Raw genomic sequence first — 25,872 nt, 5'->3', positions numbered from 1 at the left:
ATCAGTCCTGGATTTTTCTATTTTTAGCTTTTTATGGTAAGATTAAATAAAAAAATGAAACCGTTTACAAACATTGGAGGTGGAAATTCTATGTTGCTTGGAAGAAAAAGAAAGCAAGGGAGAAAAATAACTGAAATCACGATTGGTGAAAAGCTAACGCTGTCTGAAAAAATCGAGGATAAGGATTTATTATTGTATTTGGGTCTTACCGATGATGCTAACCCTCTTTATATTCAACATGACTATGCTGCGCAAACTTCTTATAAAAAGCCAGTAGTACCAACCATTATGTTGACTGGAATTATCAGCTCTACGATTTCAAAATATCTTCCTGGCCCAGGAAGCCATATTCACAAGCAAAATATTGATTTTCTCAAACCCGTTTATCATTATGGAATTATTCATCTATTATTTGAGGTAGTGGATGTGAATCCTGAAATGAATATGATTCAATTAAGTGTAAAAGGAACAAATGAGGAAGAAGAAGTTGTGATTCAAGGACTCATGCAAGTTTCCCCGCCTGAGCGTTTAGAAGGCATGGACGGAAAAGCATTAGAAAATTTTTAAGAAAAATTTTAGAAAATTTTTAAATAGACTTGGGGAGAAGATGTACAATTTTGTATATCTTTTTCTTTTTCTTCGCAATCTAGTACATTTAAAATTTCATGTCTACAATGTAAAAGAATTGTAAATTTACTTTAATGTAGAAAATTTATATTATAATGAAATTGTAAATGTAAGAAAAATTTCAAACCCGGAGGAGCTTATCGTGAAAAAAGTTCTTGTCGTTGATGATGAACAATCAATTGTAACGTTGCTACAATATAATTTACAGCAGTCAGGATACGAGGTTATAACTGCTATGGACGGAGAAGAAGGAAAAAATCTTGCCCTAAGCGAAAATCCGGATTTTATTATCCTCGATTTAATGCTGCCTAAATTAGATGGAATCGACGTGTGCAAACAGCTAAGACAGCAAAAAGTCTCAACTCCAATCTTAATGCTAACGGCAAAAGATGAAGAGTTTGATAAAGTTCTTGGTTTGGAATTAGGTGCGGACGATTATATGACAAAGCCTTTCAGTCCTAGAGAAGTAATTGCACGAGTGAAGGCGATTTTAAGAAGAATACAGGTTCAACCTGCTATGCCTGGACAACTTCCAGCAGATACAGAGTATATTAAAATTAGTAGCCTAAAAATATTTCCTGAGCATTATGAGGCCTATTTTGATGAAGAGTTGCTAGAGTTAACCCCAAAAGAGTTTGAGTTATTGCTATATTTAGCAAAACATAAAGGCAGAGTATTAACAAGAGACCAATTATTAAGCGCGGTTTGGAATTATGATTTCGCGGGTGATACGCGGATTGTGGATGTTCATATTAGTCACCTTCGTGAAAAAATTGAACAAGATTCAAAAAAACCAACCTTTATCAAGACGATTCGTGGGCTTGGATATAAAATGGAGGAGCCTAAAGGAGAATGAGGGGATATAGGACAAAGCTATTCGTTGGCTTAGTCACCCTCATTTTTGCCGTATTAATAGGGTTAGGGTTACTTTTAGGCCAATTATTTAAAAGTCATTATATGAGTACCTACGATTCTCGTCTAAATAAGGAAAGCAGTATACTAGCTGCCTTTTTGGAAGAATCGGGTGGATTGAATCATTTGGATCAAGAAAAACTCGAATGGTACAGCGAAACACTAGATAGCAGAATCACTATCGTCAATTCAGATGAAAAGATTGTTTTTGATAGTGGTAGCATCAATAATCTTGAACAAGCGCGTCATGAATCGATTATTCATGATATTATTGAAAACCGCATCGGAAATAAAAAACAAGAGAAAACCCTAGAGGTTGGTGGGGGCTATAATCTCCAATATTACTGGGGCCAAATTAAGCAGGATGATAAGGTAGAGGGATACCTTTTCCTAAGTGCAAAGCTCTCTGAGGTTCAAAAGGCTTATCAACAAATTTGGTGGCTCCTCATTGGATGCCTCGGTACAGCTCTTGTTGTGATATTAATTTTAGGAGCGCGGATTACCTCAAGGTATACGAAACCGATCGAATCGGCTACTAAAGTTGCGATCGAATTAGCAAAGGGAAATTACAGAGCTAGAACCTATGAAGATTCTTTAGAAGAAACAGGTATGTTAAGTACGTCTATTAATATACTAGCAAGAAATCTTCAAGCGATGGTAAAGGCAAATGAAAACCAACAAGGACGTTTAAGTGCCCTCATTGAAAATATGGGAAGTGGTCTGCTTCTCATTAATAGTAAGGGGCATATCAATTTAATTAATCGTACTTTTATTGAAGTATTCCATGTAGAAAAACAAGTGTACTTAAATAAGCTCTATTATGAAGTAATTAAGTATAAAGAAATATCCGAGATCATCGAAGAAATTTTTATGACCGAACATAAAGTAAGAAGGCAAGTGGTACTCCCGATTGGTATTGAAAGACGATACTTTGAGGTGTACGGTGTTCCAATTTTAGGGACGAATGAAGAGTGGAAGGGTATTCTCCTTGTTTTTCACGATATTACGGAAATTAAGAAGCTGGAACAGGTTAGAAAAGATTTCGTGGCTAATGTTTCGCATGAACTGAAGACTCCAATCACATCAATCAAAGGGTTTACGGAAACTTTATTAGATGGAGCAAAAGAGAATAAGGAAACATTAGAAAACTTTCTGCACATTATTTTAGAGGAAAGTAATCGAATCCAGTCGCTCATTTTAGATTTATTGGAGCTTTCAAAAATCGAACAGCAAGGCTATACTCTGTCGATTCAAAGTATTAACCTTGTTCGATTATTTGAAGAGATGCTGCCGATTTTAACACCGAAAGCGGAAGATAAAAACATTCAGGTTCTAATGGAAGGTTCTGTGGAAGCGATCGAAATCGAAGGAGATGCTTATCGCTTAAAGCAAATCTTTATCAACTTGATTAGTAATGCTATCTCATACACATTAAATGGTGGAGAAGTTTCTATTTCGATCGTGGAAAATGCAAAAACGGTTTCTGTTTCCATTAAGGATACGGGAATTGGGATTGAACAAGAGGAAATCCCACGTATTTTCGAAAGATTTTATCGCGTTGATAAAGCAAGAAGTCGAAATTCGGGTGGAACAGGACTCGGCCTTGCAATCGTCAAGCATCTAGTGGAAGCGCATAAAGGAAAAATCACTGTAGAAAGTGAAGTCGGAAAAGGAACAACTTTCACAATTCAACTGCATAAAAAATTTCCTGTTAAATAGGAAGACTGCACCTAAAGGTAGTGATGCTTACACCTAGGGTGTGGTCTTTTTTTTTTCAAAATAACATTGTAAATCTTCAGTATTTCAGAATTATGAAACCTTTTTGTAACAAAAACGTAAAGAAGAATAGACAAAAATCTGCAGGAGGAAAGGAGACTATATGGTAAGTCTTAAGCGAATTTATACGATACTTGGTTTGGTCATAGGAGTTTTGATACTCGGTCTTGTTGCTTTTACCACTTGGTATACGGTGGATGAATCAGAGCAAGCCGTTCTATTAACCTTTGGAAAAGTGGAAGAAGGGGTAGAAGAGCCGGGCTTGAATTTCAAATTGCCATGGCCAATCCAAAGTGTAGAAAAATTATCGAAAGAGACATTTAGTTTACAGTTTGGATATGAAGAAAACGAGGATGGGGTTATCAAGGAATTTCCCGAAGAAACAAAGATGATCACGGGAGATGAAAATATTGTCTTAGCTGATCTGGTTGTGCAGTGGAAAATAAATGAACCATCAAAATATCTGTTTAATGCAGATAATCCAGAAGAAATATTACGAGATGCTACTTCTGCCTCTTTAAGAAGTATAATCGGGAACTCCGCAATTGATGCTGCTTTAACATCTGGAAAAGCAGATATTGAAGCAGATGTACATGATTTGCTATCTCAATTAATTCAGAAATATGACATTGGGATTTCGATTCTGGCTGTAAAACTACAAGACGTAGAACTTCCGAATGATGAAGTACGTCAGGCATTTACTCAAGTGACGGATGCGCGTGAAACGATGAATACGAAATTAAATGAAGCAAATAAATACAAGAACCAAAAAGAAAATGAAGCGGTAGGGGAACAAAAGGCCATCATTTCTCGAGCACAAGGGGATAAGGCAGCTCGTGTACAAGCGGCTCGTGGTAGTGTTGCTGTCTTTAATGAATTGTACAAGGAATATAAGAATAATCCTGAAATCACGAAACAGCGTCTCGTTCTTGAAACATTAGAGCAAGTTCTTCCAGGAACGGAAATTTACATTATGAATGATGATGGGAATACACTGAAATACTTCCCGATACGTCCACTTGAAAGCGCGAAAGAAACAACTGAGGAAGGAGTGAAAAAGAAGGATGAGTGATCAAAATGTAATTGATATGAATGAACGTGGCGGAAATGGCTTCAAGGGGCGAGGCTATATTAAGCTCGGTATCTTTGCTGTCATTGTAATTGCGGTTATTATCCTGATTTTTACGAATCTCTTCGTTGTCAAAGAAGGGGAGTATAAAGTCATTCGTCAATTTGGTGAGGTTGTCAGAATTGATAACACACCAGGCATTACTTATAAAATTCCGTTCATCCAAACGGTTACTACATTACCAAAATATCAAATGACCTATGATGTGAAGGAAGCGGAAATCAATACAAAAGATAAAAAACGTGTTTTAATTGATAATTATGCGGTTTGGCGAATTGAAGATCCGAAAAAGATGATTTCAAATGCTAGAACAGTTGTCAATGTGGAAACTCGTATGCAAGAGTTTATTTATTCTGTTGTTCGTGCAGAATTAGGGCAACTAAACTATGAAGAAATTATCAATGATGAGAAGTCATCTAGAGGTTCCTTGAATGATCGAATTACCGAAAGAGTAAACGAACTATTAGCAAACGATAATTATGGGATTGTCGTAACCGATGTACGTATTAAACGGACGGATTTACCAGCTGAAAATGAACAGTCCGTCTTTACGAGAATGATATCTGAACGTCAATCTACTGCTCAAGGCTATCTGTCACAAGGTGACGCTGAAAAAAATCGTATTGAAGCAGACACAGATAAAAACGTGAAGGAAGTACTTGCGCAAGCATCGGCTGATGCTGAGATAATTCGAGCTGAAGGTGAGGCAGAAGCTGCAAAGATCTACAATGAGGCTTTTTCAAAGGATCCGGAATTCTATTCTTTATTTAGAACGCTCGAGTCCTATAAAAAGACAATTAATGATGAAACTGTCATTGTGCTTCCATCCGATTCTCCATATGCACGACTATTAATGGGGTACACGGAGTAACTTAGACATTGTGTACGAAAAGAACAAATCTAAAAGACCGTTGTTTTTCCTTCTCTACATTCTCATGATAGAATAAGGGGAGGAAAACAACGGTTATTTTTTTGAAGTGAGGGAGATGTAAATGTCGAAAAAACTTGTATTGATTGATGGAAATAGTATTGCATATCGCGCTTTTTTTGCGCTACCACTGCTTAATAATGATAAGGGTATACATACAAATGCTATTTATGGTTTTACGATGATGCTGATGAAAATACTCGAGGATGAGAAACCAACTCATATTATGGTTGCGTTTGATGCGGGGAAAACAACGATTCGTCATAGTACCTTTAGCGAATATAAAGGTGGAAGACAGAAGACGCCACCAGAATTATCGGAGCAGTTTCCTTATATTCGAGAACTGCTAGATGCCTATGGAATTTCTCGATATGAACTTGAGAACTATGAAGCAGATGATATTATCGGAACTTTATCTCTAGAAGCGGAAAAGGATGGCTTTGAGGTAAAAGTTATCTCAGGAGATAAGGATTTAACTCAGTTGAGTTCTGATAAAACAACTGTCTCGATAACGAAAAAAGGGATTACGGAAATTGAAGAGTATACCCCAGCGCATATTAAAGAAAAGTATGGCTTAATCCCAGAGCAGATTATTGAAATGAAGGGCCTAATGGGAGATGCATCAGATAATATTCCAGGTGTCCCAGGGGTTGGGGAAAAGACAGCAATTAAACTATTAAAAGAGTTCCAAACGGTTGAGAATCTAATTGCTTCCATTGATAAAGTAAGTGGAAACAAATTGAAGGAAAAGCTAGAAGAATTTAAGGACCAAGCTTTGATGAGTAAGGAGCTTGCGACGATTATTCGTGATGCGCCTGTTCAGATTGACCTTGAAGAAGTGGAGTATGAGGGCTTTGAACAGGACAAGCTGGTCAAATTCTTTAAGGAATTAGGCTTTAACTCCCTGTTAGAAAAAATGGATGTAGCTGAAGAGGCTAAGGCATTAGAAGAGATCGAATTCAAAATGGTAAAGGAAGTTACAGAAGACCTTTTTGCAGACGAGTCAGCCCTTTATGTAGAGATTTTAGAAGATAACTATCATTACGCACCGATTGTTGGATTTTCCATTGCCCATCAGGAGGGGAGCTATTTTATTCCTACAGAACTAGCCATTACGTCTGATGCTTTTAAAAAGTGGGCAGAGGATGAAAGTAAGAAGAAATGGGTCTATGATGCGAAACGAAGTGAGGTTGCGCTTCGCCACCATGATATTCATCTAAAGGGTGTAGAATTCGATCTGTTACTTGCTTCATACTTACTAAATCCATCTGAAACAATCGAAGACATTGCTTCTATAGGGAAATCGTATGGCCACGGAAATGTTGAATCAGATGATGTTTTCTATGGTAAAGGGGCAAAACGGAGAATCCCAGAAGAGGAAGCCTTGGCGGAGCATTTAGCGAGAAAATCGATTGTTTTATTCGATCTAAAACAATTGCTTGAAGATAAGTTAAATGAAAACGAGCAATATGAATTATTTTATGAGCTAGAAATGCCTTTATCTTTAATATTGGCTGATATGGAATCAACAGGTGTCAAAGTTGATTTGGACCGTTTGCGTAAAATGGGACATGACATTAATGAACAGCTGGTGCAAATTGAAAAACGAATTTATGAGCTGGCAGGTGAAGCGTTTAATATTAATTCACCGAAGCAACTAGGGATAATTTTGTTTGAAAAGCTTGGATTGCCTCCTGTGAAAAAAACGAAGACAGGCTATTCTACTTCGGCGGATGTTCTTGAAAAGTTGGCAGCCGATCACGCCATTATTAAAGAAATCCTTCATTATCGCCAGTTAGGTAAGCTTCAATCGACTTATATTGAAGGGATTTCGAAGGTAGTCAATCCCGAGAATGATAAGGTCCATACTCGATATAATCAGGCTCTCACACAAACAGGTCGTTTAAGTTCTACCGATCCAAACCTACAAAATATCCCGATTCGCTTAGAGGAAGGAAGAAAAATCCGTCAGGCGTTTATTCCTTCTGAAAAGGACTGGGTCATTTTTGCAGCCGACTATTCGCAAATTGAGCTCCGAGTTCTCGCTCATATTGCAGGTGATGATAAATTAATTGAGGCTTTTAAAGAAGGGCTAGATATCCATACGAAGACAGCAATGGAAGTATTCCGTGTGTCAAAGGATGAAGTGACATCCAACATGCGCCGCCACGCTAAAGCGGTTAATTTTGGAATCGTCTATGGAATTAGTGATTATGGTTTGTCACAAAGCTTGAATATTACGCGAAAAGAAGCTGGACAGTTCATTGAGAAGTATTTGGAGAGCTATCCTGGCGTAAAGGATTATATGGAAGATATCGTGAAGGATGCGAAACAAAAAGGGTTTGTATCGACCCTTCTGCAACGCAGACGCTACTTGCCTGAGATTACGAGCAGAAATTTCAATATTAGAAGCTTCGCGGAAAGAACAGCGATGAATACACCAATTCAAGGAAGTGCCGCTGACATCATTAAGAAAGCGATGATTGATATGGCAGATCGTCTTGAAAAAGAAGGATTAAAAACGAGACTTCTTCTTCAGGTTCACGATGAATTGATTTTTGAAGCACCACAGGACGAAATCAAGATATTAAAAGAGATTGTACCAGATGTGATGGAGAATGCGATTGAATTGAAGGTACCTCTAAAGGTTGATTTCTCTTATGGACCAACATGGTTTGATGCAAAATAAATGAACGCTGTTTTCATAATGAATGTGGTTTTTTTCGTAAATGTCCTAATTTTTTTCTTAGAAAAAAATCTAAACCCGACATTTACACTGTCTACCGAGTTCAGAGACACACATTGATATTGCGCAGCACTTTTCGCCTCCCATTTATTGTCTTATAGAGGCGGAATAGGTATTTATTATGCCAGCTATGATTCCAAAACAATCTTTGCGAAAAGAGCCTAAATGAAAGAAGGAAAGTGAATGCCTGAGCTACCAGAGGTGGAGACGGTCCGGAGAACACTGGTCGAGCTCGTGAGTGGGAAGACCATCGAGCGCGTCACGGTTACCTGGCCGAAAATCATCAAAAAACCAGTAGAAATTGAACAATTTAAGGATGCTCTTATTGGACAAACAATTGAGGAAGTTGGTCGAAGAGGAAAATTCCTTATAATTTATACATCGGATTTTGCACTCGTTTCTCATTTGCGTATGGAAGGTCGATACGGGCTTTTTACACCAGAGGATGAAATCGATAAACATACACATGTTATTTTCTATTTTACAGATGGCACGCAATTAAGATATCGAGATGTGCGAAAGTTTGGGACGATGCATCTTTTTAAAAAGGGAGAAGAATTAGCCGAGTTGCCATTATCTCAGCTTGGACCTGAGCCTTTTTCTGATGAGTTTGCAGTTGAGCGCATGGAGCGTATGCTCGCTCAAACAAATCGCAGTATAAAAACCGTGCTGCTTGATCAAAAGCTCGTTGTGGGACTCGGAAATATTTATGTGGACGAAGCTTTGTTTAAGGCAGGAATTCACCCTGAACGAAGTGCAAGCAGTCTTACGAAAAAGGAAATGAAAATACTTCATCATGAAATTATCCAAACGTTGACAGAAGCAGTTGCAAAAGGTGGAAGCACTGTACGTTCTTATGTGAACACTCAAGGTGAAATAGGAATGTTTCAATTAGAGCTATTTGTGTACGGACGAAATGGAGAGGCATGTAAAAATTGTTCTTCTGAGCTTGAACGCATTGTGGTAGGGGGAAGAGGGACGGTTTTCTGTCCAAAGTGTCAAAAGAGGAAAAGGTCTAAAAGTCGTTAACGATTAACATTAGAGAAGCTCCTTCCATATACTATCTTAGCTTTTTGTTAGGAAGGAGCTAACTTCAGTGTTCACATTTTCACTACTTCTACTTGCATTTGCAGTAAGCCTTGATAGTTTTAGTGTTGGATTTACTTATGGGCTAAGAAAAATGAAAATTCCCTTTAAGTCCATATTAGTTATTGCTGGTTGCTCGGCAATCTCATTAATTGGAGCAATGGCAGTCGGTCACATGATTGAAGCCTTTCTTTCTCCTGAAATGGCTGAAAAAATTGGAGGAGTAGTTCTAATCCTTTTAGGAGCATGGATTTTGTATCAATTTTTTCGCCCAGAGAAGTCGAAGGATACTCTCCCGCATGAAAAAATCATTGTAAACTTCGAAATTAAGTCTCTAGGAATCGTGATAAACATCTTGAAGAAACCGATGTCTGCTGATTTTGATAAATCTGGCACGATTACTGGTATTGAGGCATTTATGCTCGGATTAGCACTGTCGTTGGATGCGTTTGGAGCTGGAATTGGCGCGGCAATGCTTGGCTATTCACCTCATGTACTTGCTCTTACTGTGGCGATCATGAGTTCCATGTTTGTTTCTTTAGGAATGAAAATGGGCGTCATATTTTCAAAGAGTAACATGATGCAAAAATTTACTTTTATTCCTGGGATATTGTTGATCTTTATTGGAATTTGGAAAATGTAAAATATTTTTTCGCAAAAGCCGAATCAACGGCTTTTGCACTTACATATGGATTTTGGATGAAGGGAATTAAGATGATGGCATTAGTTGTAGGATTAACTGGTGGAATAGCTAGTGGAAAAAGTACGGTATCCAATTTATTACGAGAAAAGGGTCATCCAATTATTGATGCTGATCTAGAGGCGCGCCTTGCTGTTGAAATAGGGGAGCCGGCTTACAACGAGATTGTATTATATTTTGGTGAGGAAATTAAGCTTCCAAACGGCCAGATAGATCGAGCAAAGCTAGGGGAAATTATTTTTAACAATGAAGAAAAAAGATTGAAGCTAAACAGTATTGTGCATCCTGATGTCCGTAGACGTATGCTGGAAAAGCGAGAACAAGCAGTGAAAAATGGGGAAAGCCTTATTGTCATGGACATTCCTCTGTTGTTTGAGAGCCAACTAACAAGTATGGTAGATAAGGTTCTACTAGTCTATGTGGATGAGGATACTCAGCTTCAGCGGCTAATGGAACGGAACGGATTTTCTGAAGAAGAGGCTCTTGCTCGTATTAAGTCTCAAATGCCACTTAAAGATAAAGTTCAATTAAGCGATGCCGTTATTGATAACAATGGAACCATTGAAAATACCAAACAACAACTAAATATGATTCTTACAGAATGGAATATATAAAGAAGCGATTAGGCTTCTTTTTTTTATATTTTTGTGAAATTAATCATCACAAATTCATTTTAATATGTTATACTAATGACGAAAATAACGGATAAAAAGTATAACATTATTTTTAAAACGAGGATTATATCTCATACATGGGTGGGAGATAACCTCATTAAATTGTATTTCTTAATATAAGGGGCCATAGACCTCGATTGAATTAAGAATTACTTTATACGAAAGGGGCCGCATAATGAAGGCGAAGATAGCGATTAATGGATTTGGAAGGATAGGTAGAATGGTTTTTAGAAGGGCCATCCTTGAAGATAATTTAGATATCGTTGCGGTTAATGCAAGCTATCCTGCGGAAACATTAGCACATTTGATAAAGTATGACACAAATCATGGCCAATTCGTCGGAGAAGTCATTGCAGAAGATGATGCCCTTGTAGTAAACGGAAAAAGAGTGAAACTACTAAGCAATCGAAACCCTGAAGAACTTCCTTGGAAGGAATACGGAATTGATATTGTTATTGAGGCGACAGGAAAATTTAATTCTAGAGACAAAGCAAGCCTCCATTTAAAGGCAGGTGCGAAGAAAGTGATTTTAACAGCGCCTGGTAAAAATGAAGATGTGACCATTGTGATGGGGGTCAATGAACATGACCTAAATATAATTGAGCATGACGTCATTTCGAATGCTTCTTGTACGACTAATTGTCTAGCACCTGTTGTGAAGGTTTTAGATGAGCAGTTTGGCATTGAAAATGGACTCATGACAACGATTCATGCTTACACAAACGATCAAAGAAATATCGATAATCCACATAAAGACTTACGCCGTGCAAGAGCTTGCGGCCAATCGATTATTCCAACTTCTACCGGTGCTGCCAAGGCGTTAAGCTTGGTATTACCACATCTTAAAGGAAAACTTCATGGAATGGCTTTACGTGTGCCAACGCCTAACGTTTCGCTAGTGGATTTAGTTGTTGATTTGAAAAAAGATGTGACGATTGATGATATTAACCATGCGTATTATAAAGCTTCAAAGGGTTCCTTAAATGGTGTGTTAGATATTTCAGACGAACCATTAGTGTCTGTTGATTTTAATACAAATGAACATTCAGCGATCATTGATGGTCTATCGACGATGGTGATGGGCACAAATAAAGTGAAGGTGCTAGCTTGGTATGATAATGAATGGGGCTATTCTTGTCGTGTTGTTGATTTAGCGAATTATGTGGCAGAGTCTCTTCTTCAAACAACGAAAATTAAGGTTGGATAAGATAAATCTAGCAAGACTGTTCCAAAAAGCATTTTGGAGCAGTCTTTTTGTGTGTTTTAGATGAGTGTATTTGTGGATATCGGTCTTCCTCGGGATATATCGGTCTATAAAAAAATATATCGGTCTTTATTCGAATATATCGGTCGAAATGACTAATATATCGTTCTAACACAAAAACACCATCCTCCGTCCCACGCTCTAAAAAATATCCTTCTATATCAAAGCCCCCTATAAATAAACAGTCTTCACTTGTACATCTACCTTCTTTTTAATAAGATAGATCTATATAGATTTCTTATTCGGAGCTGATTGACGTATGAAGTGCCCCTCATGCCAAAATAGTAATACCAGAGTCCTTGATTCTCGCCCAGTCGATGACAGTCGCTCAATTCGACGGAGAAGAGAATGTGAAAGATGCTCATTTCGATTCACTACCTTTGAAAAGGTAGAGGAAATTCCTTTAATTGTTGTAAAAAAAGAAGGCACACGAGAAGAGTTCAGCCGTGATAAGATCTTACGTGGTCTTATTAAAGCATGTGAGAAGCGTCCTGTCGCTTTACAGACACTTGAGGACATAACTGGTGAAGTAGAAAAAGAACTTAGAAGCCAAGGTGTTTCTGAAATAAATAGTGAGATTATCGGAGAAATGGTGATGGAACGACTTGTGAAGGTTGATGATGTTGCCTATGTTCGTTTTGCCTCCGTTTATAGACAATTTAAGGATATTAACGTATTTATCGAAGAACTAAAAGAACTGATCAAAAAAGAAAAATAAGCTAAAATTAGACTATCGATTGTGCTGTTTGAAAAAGCATAGTCTGAAAAACTAGGCTAAAGGATGACTTTGGCTTTTTTTTCTTATTTTTGTAAAAGAAAGGTTTGAAGCAAAAATGGCCCAGCATTGGAAAGAAATGTTACCAATAGATCGATATACAGTGGCCAGTAACGGAATACTACATGAGTATGACCGAAAAATCATTACTTTGCTGTACCAGCCTTTAATTGGACCGATTGCGATGAGCATGTATATGACACTATGGGCTCTAGTAGAGGAAAATCGACTGTGGTCTGGGGAGCAATCCCATCATGGTTTGATGACCTCGATGGACCTTAATTTAAAGTCCATTCATGAAGCACGATTAAAGCTTGAGGGAATTGGTTTACTGAAAACCTATGTAAAAGCGATGGAAGAGTCACGTTCATTTATATATGAGGTACAGCCTCCTCTACAACCCGATCAATTTTTCCTAGATGGAATGTTAAATATTTATTTATATCAAAAGATCGGAAAGAATCAATTTGTGAAATTAAAACAATTCTTTTCTGATAAATCGATTCCAACAGACGATTATAAAAACGTTACAAGATCGTTCCAGGACGTGTATGATTCTTCTGTACCATCCTCACAAACTGAGGATCTAGAGCAAGAGAGTGATCAAAACTATGTTGGAAGAGCTACTCAAAAGGGAATCCAAGTTGATGCTACTGCCGGATTTGATTTTGAATTACTTCAGGCTGGATTGTCTGAATCGTTGGTTCCGAAAAAAGCATTGAATCAAAAGGTTCGAGATGCCATTAGCAATCTTGCTTATTTGTACGGAATTGACCCGATTCAAATGAAAAATCTTGTGATTTCGGCGATGGATGATATTGCAAACAAAGTAAACTTGGAAGAGCTGCGAAAAGCTGCGAGAGACTGGTATCAGCTTGAACATCAGGACAAGCTCCCGCAATTGGTGGATAAAGTTCAACCCGTCATGAAACAAACCGGAGCAAGTGAACCGAAAACGCAGGAAGAAAAACTTGTGCATTATTTAGAGACCACTTCACCACGGCAGCTGCTGAGTGATATTTCAGGAGGAGCAGATCCTTCTAAGGCGGACTTGCAAATCGTTGAGGATGTTATGTTTAAACAAAAGCTCCTACCTGGGGTTGTGAATGTCTTAATTCAGTATGTATTGTTAAAAACCGATATGAAACTAACAAAGGGTTATGTTGATAAAATTGCCTCTCACTGGACGAGAAAGAAAATTTCTACGGTGAAAGAAGCAATGGACTTAGCGATAAAAGAGCATCGACAATATATGGAGTGGGCTGAAAATAAAAAGAGTCCAAAGGCTTCTTCACGAAAGCAGCCAATTCGAACTGAAGCACTTCCAGCATGGTTTGATGAGAAAGAAAATGAAGGAAACCAAAATCAACAAGTTGTTGTTGATGATAAGAGTGAAATAGAAGAACTGCTTAGAGAGTTCAAAAATAGGGGGTGACAAATGTGGAAAGGATTAATGATACCTTGAAAAAATTGGGGAACAATTCTGGCTTCCAAGCACGCTATCAGAAAATGAGACAAGATATTTTACAAAATCCATCCGTGCGTGCTTTCTTAGTGAAGCATGAGGCTGAAATTACAGATGAAATGCTTGAAAGAAGTTTAATGACACTCTTTGATTATGCCAACCAGAGCAAAAATTGTCAGGAGTGTCCGAGTTTAGGGGAATGCAAGAACTTGATGCAAGGGTATCATCCACAGCTTGTAATCGGCAGAGGTACGATTGATATTTCTTATGATCGTTGTCCGCTTAAGGTAATGGACGATGAAAAGAGAAAGAGCGAAAAATTAATTCAGAGCATGTACGTGCCAAAGGATATCTACCAAGCATCATTCACAGATTTATATGATGATGAATTAGGAAGAAGAGACGCGATTAAGAAGGCGGTTCTTTTTGTGAAAAACTATGAGCCTGGTGGTAAGCAAAAGGGTCTCTATTTTTACGGGAAATTTGGAGTAGGGAAATCATTCTTGCTTGGTGCGATTGCAAATGAATTGGCGCGCAAGAATGTCCCGTCCATGATTGTCTACTTCCCAGAGCTATTAAGAGAGTTAAAGAACTCGATTGGCGATTCAACCTTAAATGAAAAAATCGAAAACATTAAGAACCAGCCAGTTCTGATGATTGATGATATTGGAGCGGAGACGATGTCAAGCTGGACAAGGGATGAAGTTCTTGGTCCGATTCTGCAATATCGTATGCAAGAGTACTTGCCAACCTTCTTCAGTACGAATTTTGACTATGAGGGTCTTGAACACCATCTTACTTATAGCCAAAGAGGCGAAGAAGAGAAGATGAAAGCTCGCCGCATTTTAGAGAGAATTCGTTACCTGACTGAACCCGTTCTTGTGGATGGTCAAAACTTAAGAAGATAAAAAAGCTAGCTATCGAATCTTTTCGGTAGCTAGTTTTTTTGTATGAATTAATAGTTTTAGTAGATTTGTTTGTGTGCTTCTAATTTAATCAAAATCCCCATATACATGGAATACAGAGTTTGGACTAGTCCCTGATGGATTAGCACCAATGAGACCGTATAGAGGGGGGATTTGGTTGGCTGAAATTACGTTCCAAAATAAAGAGGATGCTAACCAGTTTCACAATTACATACAAAAGCAATTGCATTCCATTTCTTTTGATAAAAAAATGATCCTTCTTTTCGAAGATGAAAATAAAGCAAAGGTGAAAATTGACAAAGCAGTTAAGGAAATTTTAGAAGCATGTAAGAAGGCCTTTTTACAATTTGTTATTAAAATTAAATTAAACGATTGGTTTAAGCTGATTTTAAAAGAGCAGTATTTTTATGAAGATGAGGATGAACAACAACAAATTTTAGATATAATTCAATCGATTCTAGATGGCAATCGAGCTGATTTAGAGTCTCTTATTCACGATTTAAATATGAACAAACAAATTGAAACCGCCATCTCACAAATGTTTGAGGAGCAACGAACTTTTTCCTTTGATTCCTTTGTCCGCTTTCGTATGAGACCGTTTATGGAGAAGCTTGAAAAGTTTGTGGAAATTTCAATTGATGAGTACAAAATGGAGCAGGAATACCAGATGTATATTCAAACCTTAAGGCAGTTTTTAGCAAAGCGAGCGCCGAAAATCAATCACTTGCATTTATTGATGGAGGATGGGGTTACTTTTTATGATGAGCAATACTATGAGATAAGACGAGCGGAACTCGTTCGTATGATTGATCGGAGGCTAATATCCAATCACCCTGTTTATATTGATTCGGTCACGATTGCTCCACTACTCTCAATTGCTCCGTCCACTATTTACTTGTACACAGATGATTATGAACAGCCGCTTGTTCGAACGATCCAAAATATTTTTGAAGAGCGTGTGCAATTAAAGGAAATGGCCGATTTTTATCAAAATCGAACAGCTTTCTTTTAGGTGCAAAAAATTAATGTGAATGCTTGATTTTACGAAATTAAACTACTATAATACATAATAATTGAACGTAGCAAAAGTATCGATGAGGACAAGAGTATTCGATCACCGGTTTCTAGAGAGGGAAGACATTGGCTGGAATCTTCCTAACACGAATGGAATGCTTACCACCTCTAAACTTCAACCAGGAAGTAGTAGTATTGGTTGACGGTTCAAACCGTTATATTTGTCACTAAAGTCACTTCTTCGTTTTTTGGATAAGTGAAAATTAGGGTGGAACCACGTGTTAATAACAATAACTCGTCCCTTTCTATAGGGACGGGTTTTTTTATTTTTTTTAGGCTCTGTTATTGTTCATTGTTGTTTTTTGATTTTCAACAGGTGTACATGTGTACCCCGCTTAACCGGAGAAATTCCGTTTATTTCGAAAAATTAATGGTTATTAGATGAAATAGGAGGAGATTTTCCGCTAATTGACCTAAAATGCCTTAGAATCATGAGAAATGTATAGTTTAACCGGACAAATTCCGCCTATTTATAGGGAAATAAGTAAATTTTTTAATTTAGCCGGAATTTTTCCACCTATTTTTTTCAATGTAAGGAATTCAACACCCACATTTAACAGAGCTATTTTTAAGCAAAGCCCCTCATAAGGCTTTTGCTATATCATTAAGGAGGAATTTTTATGTCAAACGTAGTTAAGTTATCGTTCCCAGATGGTGCAGTGAAGGAGTTTCCATTTGGGACGACTACAGAGGATGTTGCTGCATCCATTAGTCCCGGTCTTAAGAAAAAAGCGATAGCGGGTAAATTAAACGGCGCAATTTATGATCTTCGTCGTCCAATTGAAGAAGACGGAGCGGTTGAAATCGTGACAGCTGGTAGTGATGAAGCACTTGAGGTGTTACGTCACAGTACAGCTCATTTAATGGCACAAGCAATTAAACGTTTATATAAAAATGTAAAGCTTGGGGTAGGTCCAGTTATTGAAGGTGGATTTTACTATGATATCGATCTAGAAGAATCTATTACACCAGAAGACCTTCCATTAATCGAAAAAGAAATGAAGAAGATCATCAACGAAAACATCGAGGTTGTTCGTAAAGAAGTTAGCCGTGATGAAGCAATTCAGCTTTATAAGGAAATTGGCGACGAGTATAAATTAGAATTGATCGATGCCATTCCGGCTGATGAGAAGGTAACAATCTATGAACAAGGTGATTTCTTCGACCTATGTCGTGGTGTTCATGTTCCTTCAACTGGAAAAATTAAAGAGTTCAAGCTATTAAGTATTGCTGGAGCTTATTGGCGTGGAGATAGCAAAAATAAAATGTTACAACGTATTTACGGAACTGCTTTCTTCCAAAAGGCTGATTTAGATGAGCATTTACGTTTATTAGAAGAAGCAAAAGAGCGCGATCACCGCAAAATTGGGAAAGAGCTGAAGCTTTTTACAAATAATCAATTGGTTGGTCAAGGCTTGCCGCTATGGCTTCCAAAAGGTGCAACAATTCGTCGTATCATCGAGCGTTACATTGTCGATAAAGAAGTTCGTTTAGGTTATGACCATGTTTACACTCCAATTATGGGAAGTGTGGATCTATATAAAACTTCTGGCCACTGGGATCATTACCATGAAGATATGTTCCCACCAATGGAAATGGATAATGAACAGCTTGTTCTTCGTCCAATGAACTGTCCGCATCATATGATGGTGTACAAACAAGGAATCCACAGCTATCGTGAATTACCAATTCGTATTGCTGAGCTTGGTACAATGCACCGTTATGAAATGTCAGGAGCACTTTCTGGCCTACAGCGTGTACGCGGAATGACTCTAAATGATGCTCACGTATTTGTTCGTCCTGACCAAATCAAAGATGAATTTAAACGTGTCGTGAATTTAACATTAGAAGTATATAAGGACTTCAATATTACTGATTACACTTTCCGTTTATCCTACCGTGACCCTCAAGATACTGAAAAATATTTTGATGATGATGCAATGTGGGAAAAGGCACAAACTATGCTAAAAGAAGCAATGGATGAATTAGGTCTTGATTATTACGAGGCAGAAGGCGAAGCGGCATTCTACGGTCCGAAGCTTGATGTTCAAGTAAAGACTGCACTTGGTAAAGACGAGACTTTATCCACTGTTCAATTAGACTTCTTATTACCAGAGCGATTTGACTTAACTTATGTTGGAGAAGACGGCAAGCAGCATCGTCCAGTCGTTATCCACCGTGGTGTAGTATCAACTATGGAACGCTTTGTTGCCTTCTTAATTGAAGAATACAAAGGGGCATTCCCAACTTGGTTAGCACCAGTTCAAGTACAAGTGATTCCAGTATCTCCAGATGTTCATTTTGATTATGCAAAACAAGTTGTTGAACAGCTTAAGGCACAAGGCTTCCGTGTTGAGTTAGACGATCGTAATGAAAAAATGGGTTACAAGATCAGAGAAGCACAAATTCAGAAGATCCCTTACATGCTAGTAGTTGGTGACAACGAAGTAGCAGAAAATGCCGTTAACGTTCGTAAATACGGAGAGCAAAAATCAGAAACAATCTCATTCAACGACTTTATTGCAGGAATTAAAACTGAAGTAGAACGGTTTTAATGTTAGTTGATTAGAGCAGAAGGCAATGTCTGAAGCTCTAATCAACACATCTGAAAAAAACTATTGCCAAGCATAAATTATTCTGATACAATTCATTTTGTTGCAATAGAGATGGCGTTCCGATTGAACGCTAGACAATAAAGTGTGTTACATTGACAACAAACGCGCCTTTGTTGTAAAATAGTTAGGTAACTGAATACGAGTTTAGGGAAAAGAAGAAGCACCCGCTTCTCACCTGATTGACGCAATGAGCAGTTAACAGGTATTACGAGCAATTTTTGATTCGTTTACGTTTGTTTTCGTAAAGTGTGGGTGTATTATTCATCCACACTTTTTTAATTGCAAAATTACTGCAATTTTAGCTTAGAATCAAGTGATGATTTGGGTTTGGTAATGTGATTCTTGACCCAAAGGCTGTGTTCGTAAATTTATTTGGAGGTGTCTAACTATTAGCAAAGACATGTTGTTAAACGAGGGTATTCGTGCCCGTGAAGTTCGTCTAATTGACCAAAATGGCGAGCAACTAGGGATTAAGTCAAAGAACGAAGCACTTGAGATTGCTGCACGTGTGAATTTGGACGTTGTACTTGTTGCTCCGAATGCTAAACCACCAGTAGCTCGTATTATGGACTATGGTAAGTTTAAATTCGAACAACAGAAAAAAGAAAAAGAAGCACGTAAAAATCAAAAGATTATCAATATCAAAGAAGTTCGTCTTAGTCCAACAATTGATGAGCATGACTTTAATACAAAGTTACGTAATGCCATTAAGTTCTTAGAAAAAGGCGATAAAGTAAAAGCATCGATTCGCTTTAAAGGTCGTGCAATTACACATAAAGAAATTGGTCAACGAGTTTTAGTTCGATTTGCTGAAAGCTGCAACGAAGTAGCAACAGTTGAATCACATCCAAAAATGGATGGAAGAAGCATGTTTATGATGCTTGCCCCTAAAAACGATAAGTAATGAGGAGGAATCCCAAATGCCAAAAATGAAAACTCACCGTGGCGCTGCAAAGCGTTTCAAGAGAACAGGATCTGGTAAACTGAAGCGTTCACATGCGTACAGAAGCCATATGTTCGCTAACAAATCTCAAAAACAAAAGCGTAAACTTCGTAAAGGTGCTCTTGTGTCTTCTGGAGACTTCAAGCGTATCCGTAACTTATTAGTAAATCTTAAGTAATAGCTATTTTCAGTATAATTCTTAACTGAAAAAGCGTTATTCCGAAATCAGGAGGGAAATAGAATGCCACGTGTAAAAGGCGGTACAGTTACTCGCAGACGTCGTAAAAAAGTTTTAAAATTAGCTAAAGGTTATTTCGGTTCAAAACATACATTATATAAAGTTGCTAACCAACAGGTTATGAAATCATTAATGTATGCTTACCGTGACCGTCGCCAAAAGAAGCGCGACTTCCGTAAGCTTTGGATTACTCGTATCAATGCAGCTGCTCGTATGAACGGACTTTCTTATAGCCGTTTAATGTTCGGTTTAAAGCAAGCTGGTATCGAAGTAAACCGCAAAATGCTTGCTGACTTAGCTGTAGCTGACGAAAAAGCATTTGCAGAATTAGCATCAGTTGCTAAGCAAAACTTAAGCAAATAATATTTGCTCATCAAAAGCCATTCTCTTCAAGGAGGATGGCTTTTATGCATTTTACTTACATAAAGGAGGAAAAAAGGTGGAGTATTTACTTTATTACATCATACTCATCAATCTGATTGGTGTTATTGTTATGTACGTCGATAAACAGAAGGCGCGAAAACACGAATATCGAATTCCTGAAAAAACATTATGGCTTGTAGCTGTTTTAGGGGGAGCGATTGGCACGACAATCGGGATGAAATGGTTTCGTCATAAAACAAAACATGCTTCTTTTAAATGGGGATTTCCTGCATTAGCTATAATCTGGCTTGGTCTATTATTATACTTATCCTAATTTTTTTGTCATAAAAATCATCTATCCTCGATAAGCTTTAATAACATCAGGGAATTTTACAAAAGAAGGTGAGAGCGTGGAAGACCAAATGACAATGCTTTTGGTAATGGTGGAAACCGGGGGAATCTTAGCTCCAATCGTCTTTGTTTTATTTCACTGTGTTCGGCAATTCTTCTTTTTCCCCGTCGCAGTTATTTGTATAGCAGGGGGAGTATTGTTTGGCACTGTCGCTGGAACCTTTTATTCCATGGTGGGACTATTTTTAAGCAGCATCCTTTTTTATGTACTTATCAAACGAATGCCAAAAACGCATCAAAAATTATCGCTGATTAAGAAAAAGTGGTTTGGTGAATATCGCAATTTAACAACCGGCCAAGTAGCGATTTTGCGGCTCATCCCGTTCATTCATTATCATCTACTAAGCTTTTGTCTAATGGAAAGACATCGAGGCTTCAGAGGCTATATGAAAGCCTCGTTCCTTACAAATATACCACTAGCACTTTTTTATACTGTGTTCGGGGAGTTCATTAGTAGATTTACCCCAACGATGATCCTCGTTATTTTATTCTCGCTTTCGATTCTTGTCTATCTTCTTCGTGAGAGGATGACGATAATTAAATGGCGCGAATTTTTTAAAGAAACTGCTTAAAAGAAAAACCGGATGTTCTGGCTAGAATCCGGTCAATTTTTTGTAAAAGGTGTTTGTGAACTATGACTCTTTTTCATAAATTCATGGATTGGACTTTTCCAATCGATTTTAGCATGCGGGTACTGTTCCTTCACCTTTGTCTCAATAAACTCAAAATCTTCACGGACAAGTCCGTTTAATGCAGACACTCGATGTGGCCAGATGAAGACATCGACCACGACGAAAGCATCGTCAGTTGTCCCTAAATACTTCTCTCCTTCAAACAATACCCCTTTAAAAGTAATCAAAAAGTTTTTTCGCACATTGTTTGAATTATCAAGGAAGAAAAACTTTTTTTGATCATGGGCGAGCTCAAGCTTCCGTTTTGGATTTAACAAATACTTAATCGTGCTATATATCAAAAAAATAATAAGTGCAAACAATAGAAACCGGATTAACCACACAGCAATTGCCCTCCAATCATTTTCCCATGTATACGAATGAGCGTTAAAAAAGTTTCATTCTCGTTTATTTATTTTTTCACCTTTTTTCTTTATGATTAAGCTAGAAAGAAGAAATGTAGGTGAAACATGATGCAATTACGAGAAATTTTTGCAATGCAGAAAGAATTAGATAGTCATATCGAAAAAAAGCATGGTTTAGAGAATGATGATTTATTTGATCGTAAAGTATTGGCTTTGCTCGTTGAACTAGGGGAATTGGCGAATGAAACTAGATGCTTTAAATTTTGGAGCTTAAAGCCAGCTTCCGATCAAGCAACTATATTAGAAGAATTCGTAGATGGAGTTCATTTTATGGCGTCACTTGGAATCGAATGTTCCTTTGATACACTTGAAGAAGTGGAAAGTGAGAAAGATGATAAGGTAACGATAAATGAGCAATTTTTAAAGGTATATGAGGCTGTTCATGCCTTTCGTGTAACTCGTTCTAAAGAGACGTACATATTGATGCTTCAAGCATATCTATTATTAGCAAATTTGCTCGGTTTTAAGGATGAAGACATAAAACGAGCATACATTTCTAAAAACGAAGTAAATTATAAGAGGCAGCAAACAGGATATTAGTAGAATTTTTGTACATTTTCAAAGATTTTCGTTATAATGAATCCTATATTACTTATTGAGGGAGTCGAAATAATTAATGGCTAAATTAGATGAAACATTAACAATGCTTAAAGAGCTAACTGACGCCAAGGGTATCCCTGGCAACGAACGTGAGCCTAGAGAAGTCATGAAAAAATACATAGAGCCTTTAGCGGATGAAGTAACAACAGATGGACTTGGTAGCTTAATTGCTAAAAAAGTCGGTAAAGAAGGTGGACCGAAAGTTTTAGTTGCTGGGCACCTAGATGAAGTAGGGTTCATGGTCACTCAAATCGATGATAAAGGATTCTTACGTTTCCAAACAGTTGGTGGCTGGTGGTCACAGGTTATGCTTGCACAACGCGTGACAATCGTAACAAGCAAAGGCGATGTGACAGGAGTAATCGGTTCAAAGCCGCCACATATCTTACCTCCAGAAGCTCGTAAAAAGCCTGTTGAAATCAAGGATATGTTCATTGATATCGGTGCTTCTAGCCGTGAAGAAGTAGAAGAGTGGGGCGTTCGCCCAGGAGATATGGTTGTCCCATACTTTGAATTTACCGTCATGAATAATGAAAAAATGCTTCTTGCGAAAGCTTGGGATAACCGTATTGGTTGTGCAATCGCAATCGATGTCTTGAAGCAATTAAAAGGTGAAAAGCACGAAAATGAAGTATACAGTGTTGGTAACGTTCAAGAAGAGGTTGGTTTAAGAGGAGCGAAAACTTCTGCTAATAAGATTAACCCAGATATCGGTTTTGCAGTGGATGTAGGAATTGCAGGAGATACACCTGGAATTACAGAAAAAGAAGCAATGAGTAAAATGGGAAAAGGTCCTCAAATTTTGCTATACGATGCTTCGATGGTATCTCACAAAGGACTTCGCGATTTCGTAACTGGTGTTGCAGATGAATTAAACATTCCTTATCAGTTTGATACAGTAGCTGGCGGTGGAACAGATGCAGGTTCTATTCACCTTTCAAACCATGGCGTTCCATCATTAGCAATCGGAATCGCAACTCGTTATATTCATTCTCATGCAGCAATGCTTCATCGTGATGACTATGAAAATGCAGTGAAATTACTTGTTGAAGTAATTAAGCGATTAGACCAGGATACAGTGAATAAGATTACGTTTGAATAATGAGCAGTTCATGTTCGACCAAATAAAATAATTGATGAAATAGCATACCAGTTGCAGGTTGATTGGTATGCTATTTTTTTGATCCAAAAAGGAGAATACCTCTAACTTGTGGAAATAAGTACTAACATAATTGGTAGGGGGGAGAAATATGACTGGCTATACAAAAGAAAAAAGAGATTTGATAGGAACCAGACCTTTCATTTTGGTTGGTGCAACTATCATTGTTAAGAATGAAAGAAACGAAATTCTTTTTCAACATCGTTCTGATACATTTGAATGGGGTTTGCCAGGTGGAGCAATGGAACCTGGAGAAAGTTTAGTGGAAACTGCAGAACGTGAACTTTATGAAGAAACAGGTTTGAAAGCAAAGAGTTTTAAGTTTGTTGATGTTTTGTCGGGAAAAGATCTTTATTTCAAGTATCCGAATGGCGATGAAGTTTATAACGTTATTTGTGTATACATAGCAGAAAATATAAATGGTGAACTAGCTATTAATGATGATGAAAGTATAGAATTGAAATATTTCCCCATTAATGAGTTACCTTCTAAACTTGATGAAAGAGCTAGGATAGTGCTTGAAAAATATTTCTTGTAAATAAGTTCATAAATTTGGTGAAATCTGTTTAGGGACTTATGCGAGAGTGAGGTTAAGAAAATGTATAGTCCAAAATGGAGCAAAGTAAAAAAACAATTAAAAAGTTTTACATGTGATTCATTAAAAGACCGAATCGATTTTCATATTATTAATTATCGTAAAGCTCATGACCAACTAGGTAGAGCAGTTATTACTGTTGATAAGCAAGAAATATTAAGTATGTGTACAATCACAGCTGAAAGAGAAATGTATAGAAAAGAATGGGATATTCGAGAAGAGCAAAATATAGAATATGATATCCATAATCAACCAAGAAATTTAGAAATTGGAATACAAGCTCATGAAATGATTAAGATAAAAGGGATTTTGGCGCAGTATGATTTTTTTGATGCAGTAGAAGAATATCTTAGTTCGCCAATAAAAACGTCTTTAAAATCCACTGACATTATTATAAAAATTCTTGCTTTAATCGATAAACGAGTAGGAAAAAGAACATTGCAAAAACTCAGTGAATCTATTGAAACCGAACATGAGAATATTAGATATTTTTTCAAATTAAGATGTGATGTTGAGGGGATACGAGTTAGTTAATTAAATCTTGGTTATTCCAGTAAAGGGGCGATGGTGGAATAACCGACCCTTTTTGTATTTAACTAACGGTGCAACTGTTGAACAAGGATTTATATAAGTTTGGTGGAATTGTAAAGTATAGGACCAAATTGAGTGTCACCAGGTATTCGAATAGACAAAAAAGCTAAACATCTGATTAACAATGATTCAATTGAAGTGTTCTAATCATTCATAAATCTAGAGATACAATCTTAGAAATACGAACAAACTTGTTAGTACCAAACTAAGAAAGGAGTGAAGTTATGAAATTTCTGCTTACATCTGGAGGCGTCAATAACAAAAGCATACACGATGCGCTGGTTGACATGCTGGGCAAGCCGATTGCTGATTCCAACGCCCTGTGCATCCCCACTGCGATGTATGGACATCCTTGGGTTGGTCCTGGGGTCAAAGCTTGGGAGTTCATCTGTGGGAAAGAAGAGAATCCTATGGTCAACCTTGGTTGGAAGTCTGTCGGCGTATTGGAGCTCACAGCGCTTCCGAGCATCGACGAAAACTGCTGGATACCACTGGTTCAAGAGACAGATGTACTGCTAGTGTCAGGCGGTGACGCGCTTTACCTGTGCCATTGGATGCGTCAATCCGGGCTGGCAGAGCTTTTACCGTCACTTAACGCTGTCTTTGTGGGAATGAGTGCTGGAAGCATGGTGATGACACCTAACATAGGGGAATACTTCGTAGGCTGGACTCCACCAAGTGGTGGTGACGAAACCCTGGGACTGGTTGATTTTTCAATTTTTCCGCACCTGGATCATGAGATGCTACCGGGGAACACCATGGCTGCTGCAGAGAGATGGGCAGCAGGGATGCATGGACCTGCCTATGCGATTGACGATCAAACTGCAATCAAAGTAATTGAAGGTGAGGTAGAAGTTTTATCCGAAGGAAATTGGAAACTGTTTACAGATTGAGCAAACTATACGCCTGTTTCTTGGTATAATTGGATCGTTTGAAAATTAATAGAAACTTAATGGGGAGATTCTTCAATATAGAAGAATCTATTTTTCTTACTCCATTAAAGGGTGCTTTCGTTTAAGAAGAATTGCCCTATTTTATTGAAGTTATTGAACTAACTCGTTGAATAAGTATTATTTCAAGCATTGCTCCAAAAAGGATTAATGCTATTTTTATTGCACACTTTTAATTAAGCTATGCTACTGTTTTATTATATATGGCCCGTAAAAATTAATGACAATT

Annotated in this window: 26 protein-coding genes and 2 other annotated features; of the genes, 25 read left to right on the top strand and 1 reads right to left on the bottom strand. The window is 37.6% G+C overall.

The genetic code is table 11. The features are described 5' to 3' along the window. Nucleotides 1-90: 90 nt before the first annotated feature. The 20 genes from FA727_RS16765 to FA727_RS16670 all read left to right on the top strand — a co-directional run bounded on the left by FA727_RS16765 (nucleotide 91) and on the right by FA727_RS16670 (nucleotide 21,224). A complete protein-coding gene (locus FA727_RS16765; RefSeq protein ID WP_136832718.1) occupies nucleotides 91-567 on the top strand; it encodes a MaoC/PaaZ C-terminal domain-containing protein in 477 nt (158 codons plus the stop codon). A gap of 199 nt (nucleotides 568-766) precedes the next feature. After that, a complete protein-coding gene (locus FA727_RS16760) occupies nucleotides 767-1,483 on the top strand; it encodes a response regulator transcription factor (protein WP_136832717.1) in 717 nt (238 codons plus the stop codon). Then, on the top strand, nucleotides 1,480-3,258 hold the full coding sequence (gene pnpS, locus FA727_RS16755) for a two-component system histidine kinase PnpS (RefSeq protein ID WP_136832716.1): 1,779 nt from the start codon (nucleotides 1,480-1,482) through the stop codon (nucleotides 3,256-3,258). Before FA727_RS16760 ends, pnpS begins: the two co-directional genes overlap by 4 nt. A 160-nt stretch (nucleotides 3,259-3,418) precedes the next feature. Then, entirely contained in the window at nucleotides 3,419-4,387 is a 969-nt protein-coding gene (gene hflK, locus FA727_RS16750) for an FtsH protease activity modulator HflK (protein ID WP_136832715.1), read from the top strand. Beyond that, entirely contained in the window at nucleotides 4,380-5,315 is a 936-nt protein-coding gene (gene hflC / locus FA727_RS16745) for a protease modulator HflC (RefSeq protein WP_136832714.1), read from the top strand. The genes hflK and hflC overlap by 8 nt, the downstream gene beginning before the upstream one ends. Nucleotides 5,316-5,436: 121 nt before the next feature. After that, entirely contained in the window at nucleotides 5,437-8,061 is a 2,625-nt protein-coding gene (gene polA / locus FA727_RS16740) for a DNA polymerase I (protein WP_136832713.1), read from the top strand. A gap of 240 nt (nucleotides 8,062-8,301) precedes the next feature. Next, the gene (gene mutM, locus FA727_RS16735; protein ID WP_136832712.1) at nucleotides 8,302-9,147 is read left to right on the top strand and encodes a DNA-formamidopyrimidine glycosylase; all 846 of its coding nucleotides are present in this window, start codon (nucleotides 8,302-8,304) and stop codon (nucleotides 9,145-9,147) included. Nucleotides 9,148-9,214: 67 nt separating this feature from the next. Next, complete coding sequence (gene ytaF, locus FA727_RS16730) at nucleotides 9,215-9,847, top strand: sporulation membrane protein YtaF (protein WP_136832711.1); 633 nt, start codon at nucleotides 9,215-9,217, stop codon at nucleotides 9,845-9,847. 74 nt (nucleotides 9,848-9,921) lie between these two features. Then, on the top strand, nucleotides 9,922-10,518 hold the full coding sequence (gene coaE, locus FA727_RS16725; protein WP_136832862.1) for a dephospho-CoA kinase: 597 nt from the start codon (nucleotides 9,922-9,924) through the stop codon (nucleotides 10,516-10,518). Nucleotides 10,519-10,753: 235 nt separating this feature from the next. Beyond that, a complete protein-coding gene (locus tag FA727_RS16720) occupies nucleotides 10,754-11,785 on the top strand; it encodes a glyceraldehyde-3-phosphate dehydrogenase (protein ID WP_136832710.1) in 1,032 nt (343 codons plus the stop codon). 316 nt (nucleotides 11,786-12,101) lie between these two features. Beyond that, nucleotides 12,102-12,560, top strand: a complete 459-nt coding sequence (gene nrdR, locus FA727_RS16715) for a transcriptional regulator NrdR (protein ID WP_126409629.1) — start codon at nucleotides 12,102-12,104, stop codon at nucleotides 12,558-12,560. Nucleotides 12,561-12,675: 115 nt separating this feature from the next. Continuing rightward, nucleotides 12,676-14,052, top strand: coding sequence for a replication initiation and membrane attachment family protein (locus tag FA727_RS16710; RefSeq protein ID WP_136832709.1), 1,377 nt, complete (start codon nucleotides 12,676-12,678; stop codon nucleotides 14,050-14,052). 5 nt (nucleotides 14,053-14,057) lie between these two features. Next, complete coding sequence (gene dnaI, locus FA727_RS16705) at nucleotides 14,058-14,990, top strand: primosomal protein DnaI (RefSeq protein WP_136832708.1); 933 nt, start codon at nucleotides 14,058-14,060, stop codon at nucleotides 14,988-14,990. Nucleotides 14,991-15,165: 175 nt separating this feature from the next. Further along, complete coding sequence (ytxC, locus tag FA727_RS16700) at nucleotides 15,166-16,020, top strand: putative sporulation protein YtxC (protein ID WP_136832707.1); 855 nt, start codon at nucleotides 15,166-15,168, stop codon at nucleotides 16,018-16,020. A 70-nt stretch (nucleotides 16,021-16,090) separates the two neighbouring features. Beyond that, nucleotides 16,091-16,328: a binding site (T-box leader), on the top strand. A gap of 374 nt (nucleotides 16,329-16,702) precedes the next feature. After that, a complete protein-coding gene (gene thrS, locus FA727_RS16695) occupies nucleotides 16,703-18,637 on the top strand; it encodes a threonine--tRNA ligase (RefSeq protein WP_136832706.1) in 1,935 nt (644 codons plus the stop codon). Nucleotides 18,638-18,843: 206 nt separating this feature from the next. Beyond that, nucleotides 18,844-18,980, top strand: a sequence feature (ribosomal protein L20 leader region). A 117-nt stretch (nucleotides 18,981-19,097) separates the two neighbouring features. Beyond that, nucleotides 19,098-19,601 carry a translation initiation factor IF-3 gene (gene infC, locus FA727_RS16690; RefSeq protein WP_136832705.1) on the top strand — a complete coding sequence of 168 codons (504 nt, stop codon included), beginning with the start codon at nucleotides 19,098-19,100 and terminating at the stop codon, nucleotides 19,599-19,601. A 16-nt stretch (nucleotides 19,602-19,617) separates the two neighbouring features. Next, entirely contained in the window at nucleotides 19,618-19,818 is a 201-nt protein-coding gene (rpmI, locus tag FA727_RS16685; RefSeq protein ID WP_019154796.1) for a 50S ribosomal protein L35, read from the top strand. Nucleotides 19,819-19,881: 63 nt separating this feature from the next. Beyond that, complete coding sequence (rplT, locus tag FA727_RS16680; RefSeq protein ID WP_126409635.1) at nucleotides 19,882-20,241, top strand: 50S ribosomal protein L20; 360 nt, start codon at nucleotides 19,882-19,884, stop codon at nucleotides 20,239-20,241. A gap of 76 nt (nucleotides 20,242-20,317) precedes the next feature. Continuing rightward, nucleotides 20,318-20,575 (top strand): DUF1294 domain-containing protein, encoded by a 258-nt coding sequence (locus FA727_RS16675; protein WP_281280908.1) that lies wholly within the window; start codon nucleotides 20,318-20,320, stop codon nucleotides 20,573-20,575. 76 nt (nucleotides 20,576-20,651) lie between these two features. Then, on the top strand, nucleotides 20,652-21,224 hold the full coding sequence (locus FA727_RS16670) for a TVP38/TMEM64 family protein (RefSeq protein ID WP_136832704.1): 573 nt from the start codon (nucleotides 20,652-20,654) through the stop codon (nucleotides 21,222-21,224). 32 nt (nucleotides 21,225-21,256) lie between these two features. Here FA727_RS16670 and FA727_RS16665 read toward each other — a convergent pair whose 3' ends face one another. Further along, nucleotides 21,257-21,667, bottom strand: coding sequence for a sigma-w pathway protein ysdB (locus FA727_RS16665; RefSeq protein WP_136832703.1), 411 nt, complete (start codon nucleotides 21,665-21,667; stop codon nucleotides 21,257-21,259). 129 nt (nucleotides 21,668-21,796) lie between these two features. Between FA727_RS16665 and FA727_RS16660 the strand changes: the two genes are divergently transcribed. The 5 genes from FA727_RS16660 to FA727_RS16640 all read left to right on the top strand — a co-directional run bounded on the left by FA727_RS16660 (nucleotide 21,797) and on the right by FA727_RS16640 (nucleotide 25,586). Beyond that, on the top strand, nucleotides 21,797-22,288 hold the full coding sequence (locus FA727_RS16660) for a dUTP diphosphatase (RefSeq protein ID WP_136832702.1): 492 nt from the start codon (nucleotides 21,797-21,799) through the stop codon (nucleotides 22,286-22,288). A gap of 76 nt (nucleotides 22,289-22,364) precedes the next feature. Beyond that, complete coding sequence (locus FA727_RS16655) at nucleotides 22,365-23,450, top strand: M42 family metallopeptidase (protein ID WP_136832701.1); 1,086 nt, start codon at nucleotides 22,365-22,367, stop codon at nucleotides 23,448-23,450. A gap of 148 nt (nucleotides 23,451-23,598) precedes the next feature. Next, on the top strand, nucleotides 23,599-24,045 hold the full coding sequence (locus FA727_RS16650; RefSeq protein WP_136832700.1) for an NUDIX hydrolase: 447 nt from the start codon (nucleotides 23,599-23,601) through the stop codon (nucleotides 24,043-24,045). A 60-nt stretch (nucleotides 24,046-24,105) separates the two neighbouring features. Beyond that, nucleotides 24,106-24,636 carry an SF0329 family protein gene (locus tag FA727_RS16645; RefSeq protein WP_136832699.1) on the top strand — a complete coding sequence of 177 codons (531 nt, stop codon included), beginning with the start codon at nucleotides 24,106-24,108 and terminating at the stop codon, nucleotides 24,634-24,636. Between the two features lie 281 nt (nucleotides 24,637-24,917). Then, a complete protein-coding gene (locus tag FA727_RS16640) occupies nucleotides 24,918-25,586 on the top strand; it encodes a Type 1 glutamine amidotransferase-like domain-containing protein (protein WP_136832698.1) in 669 nt (222 codons plus the stop codon). The last annotated feature ends 286 nt before the right edge of the window (nucleotides 25,587-25,872 follow it).

The sequence above is a fragment of the Robertmurraya kyonggiensis genome, assembly GCF_005116465.1.
GTDB lineage: Bacteria > Bacillota > Bacilli > Bacillales > Cytobacillaceae > Robertmurraya > Robertmurraya kyonggiensis.
Note: the sequence above shows the minus strand (reverse complement) of the source record. Positions and strands in the feature narration are given on the sequence as shown.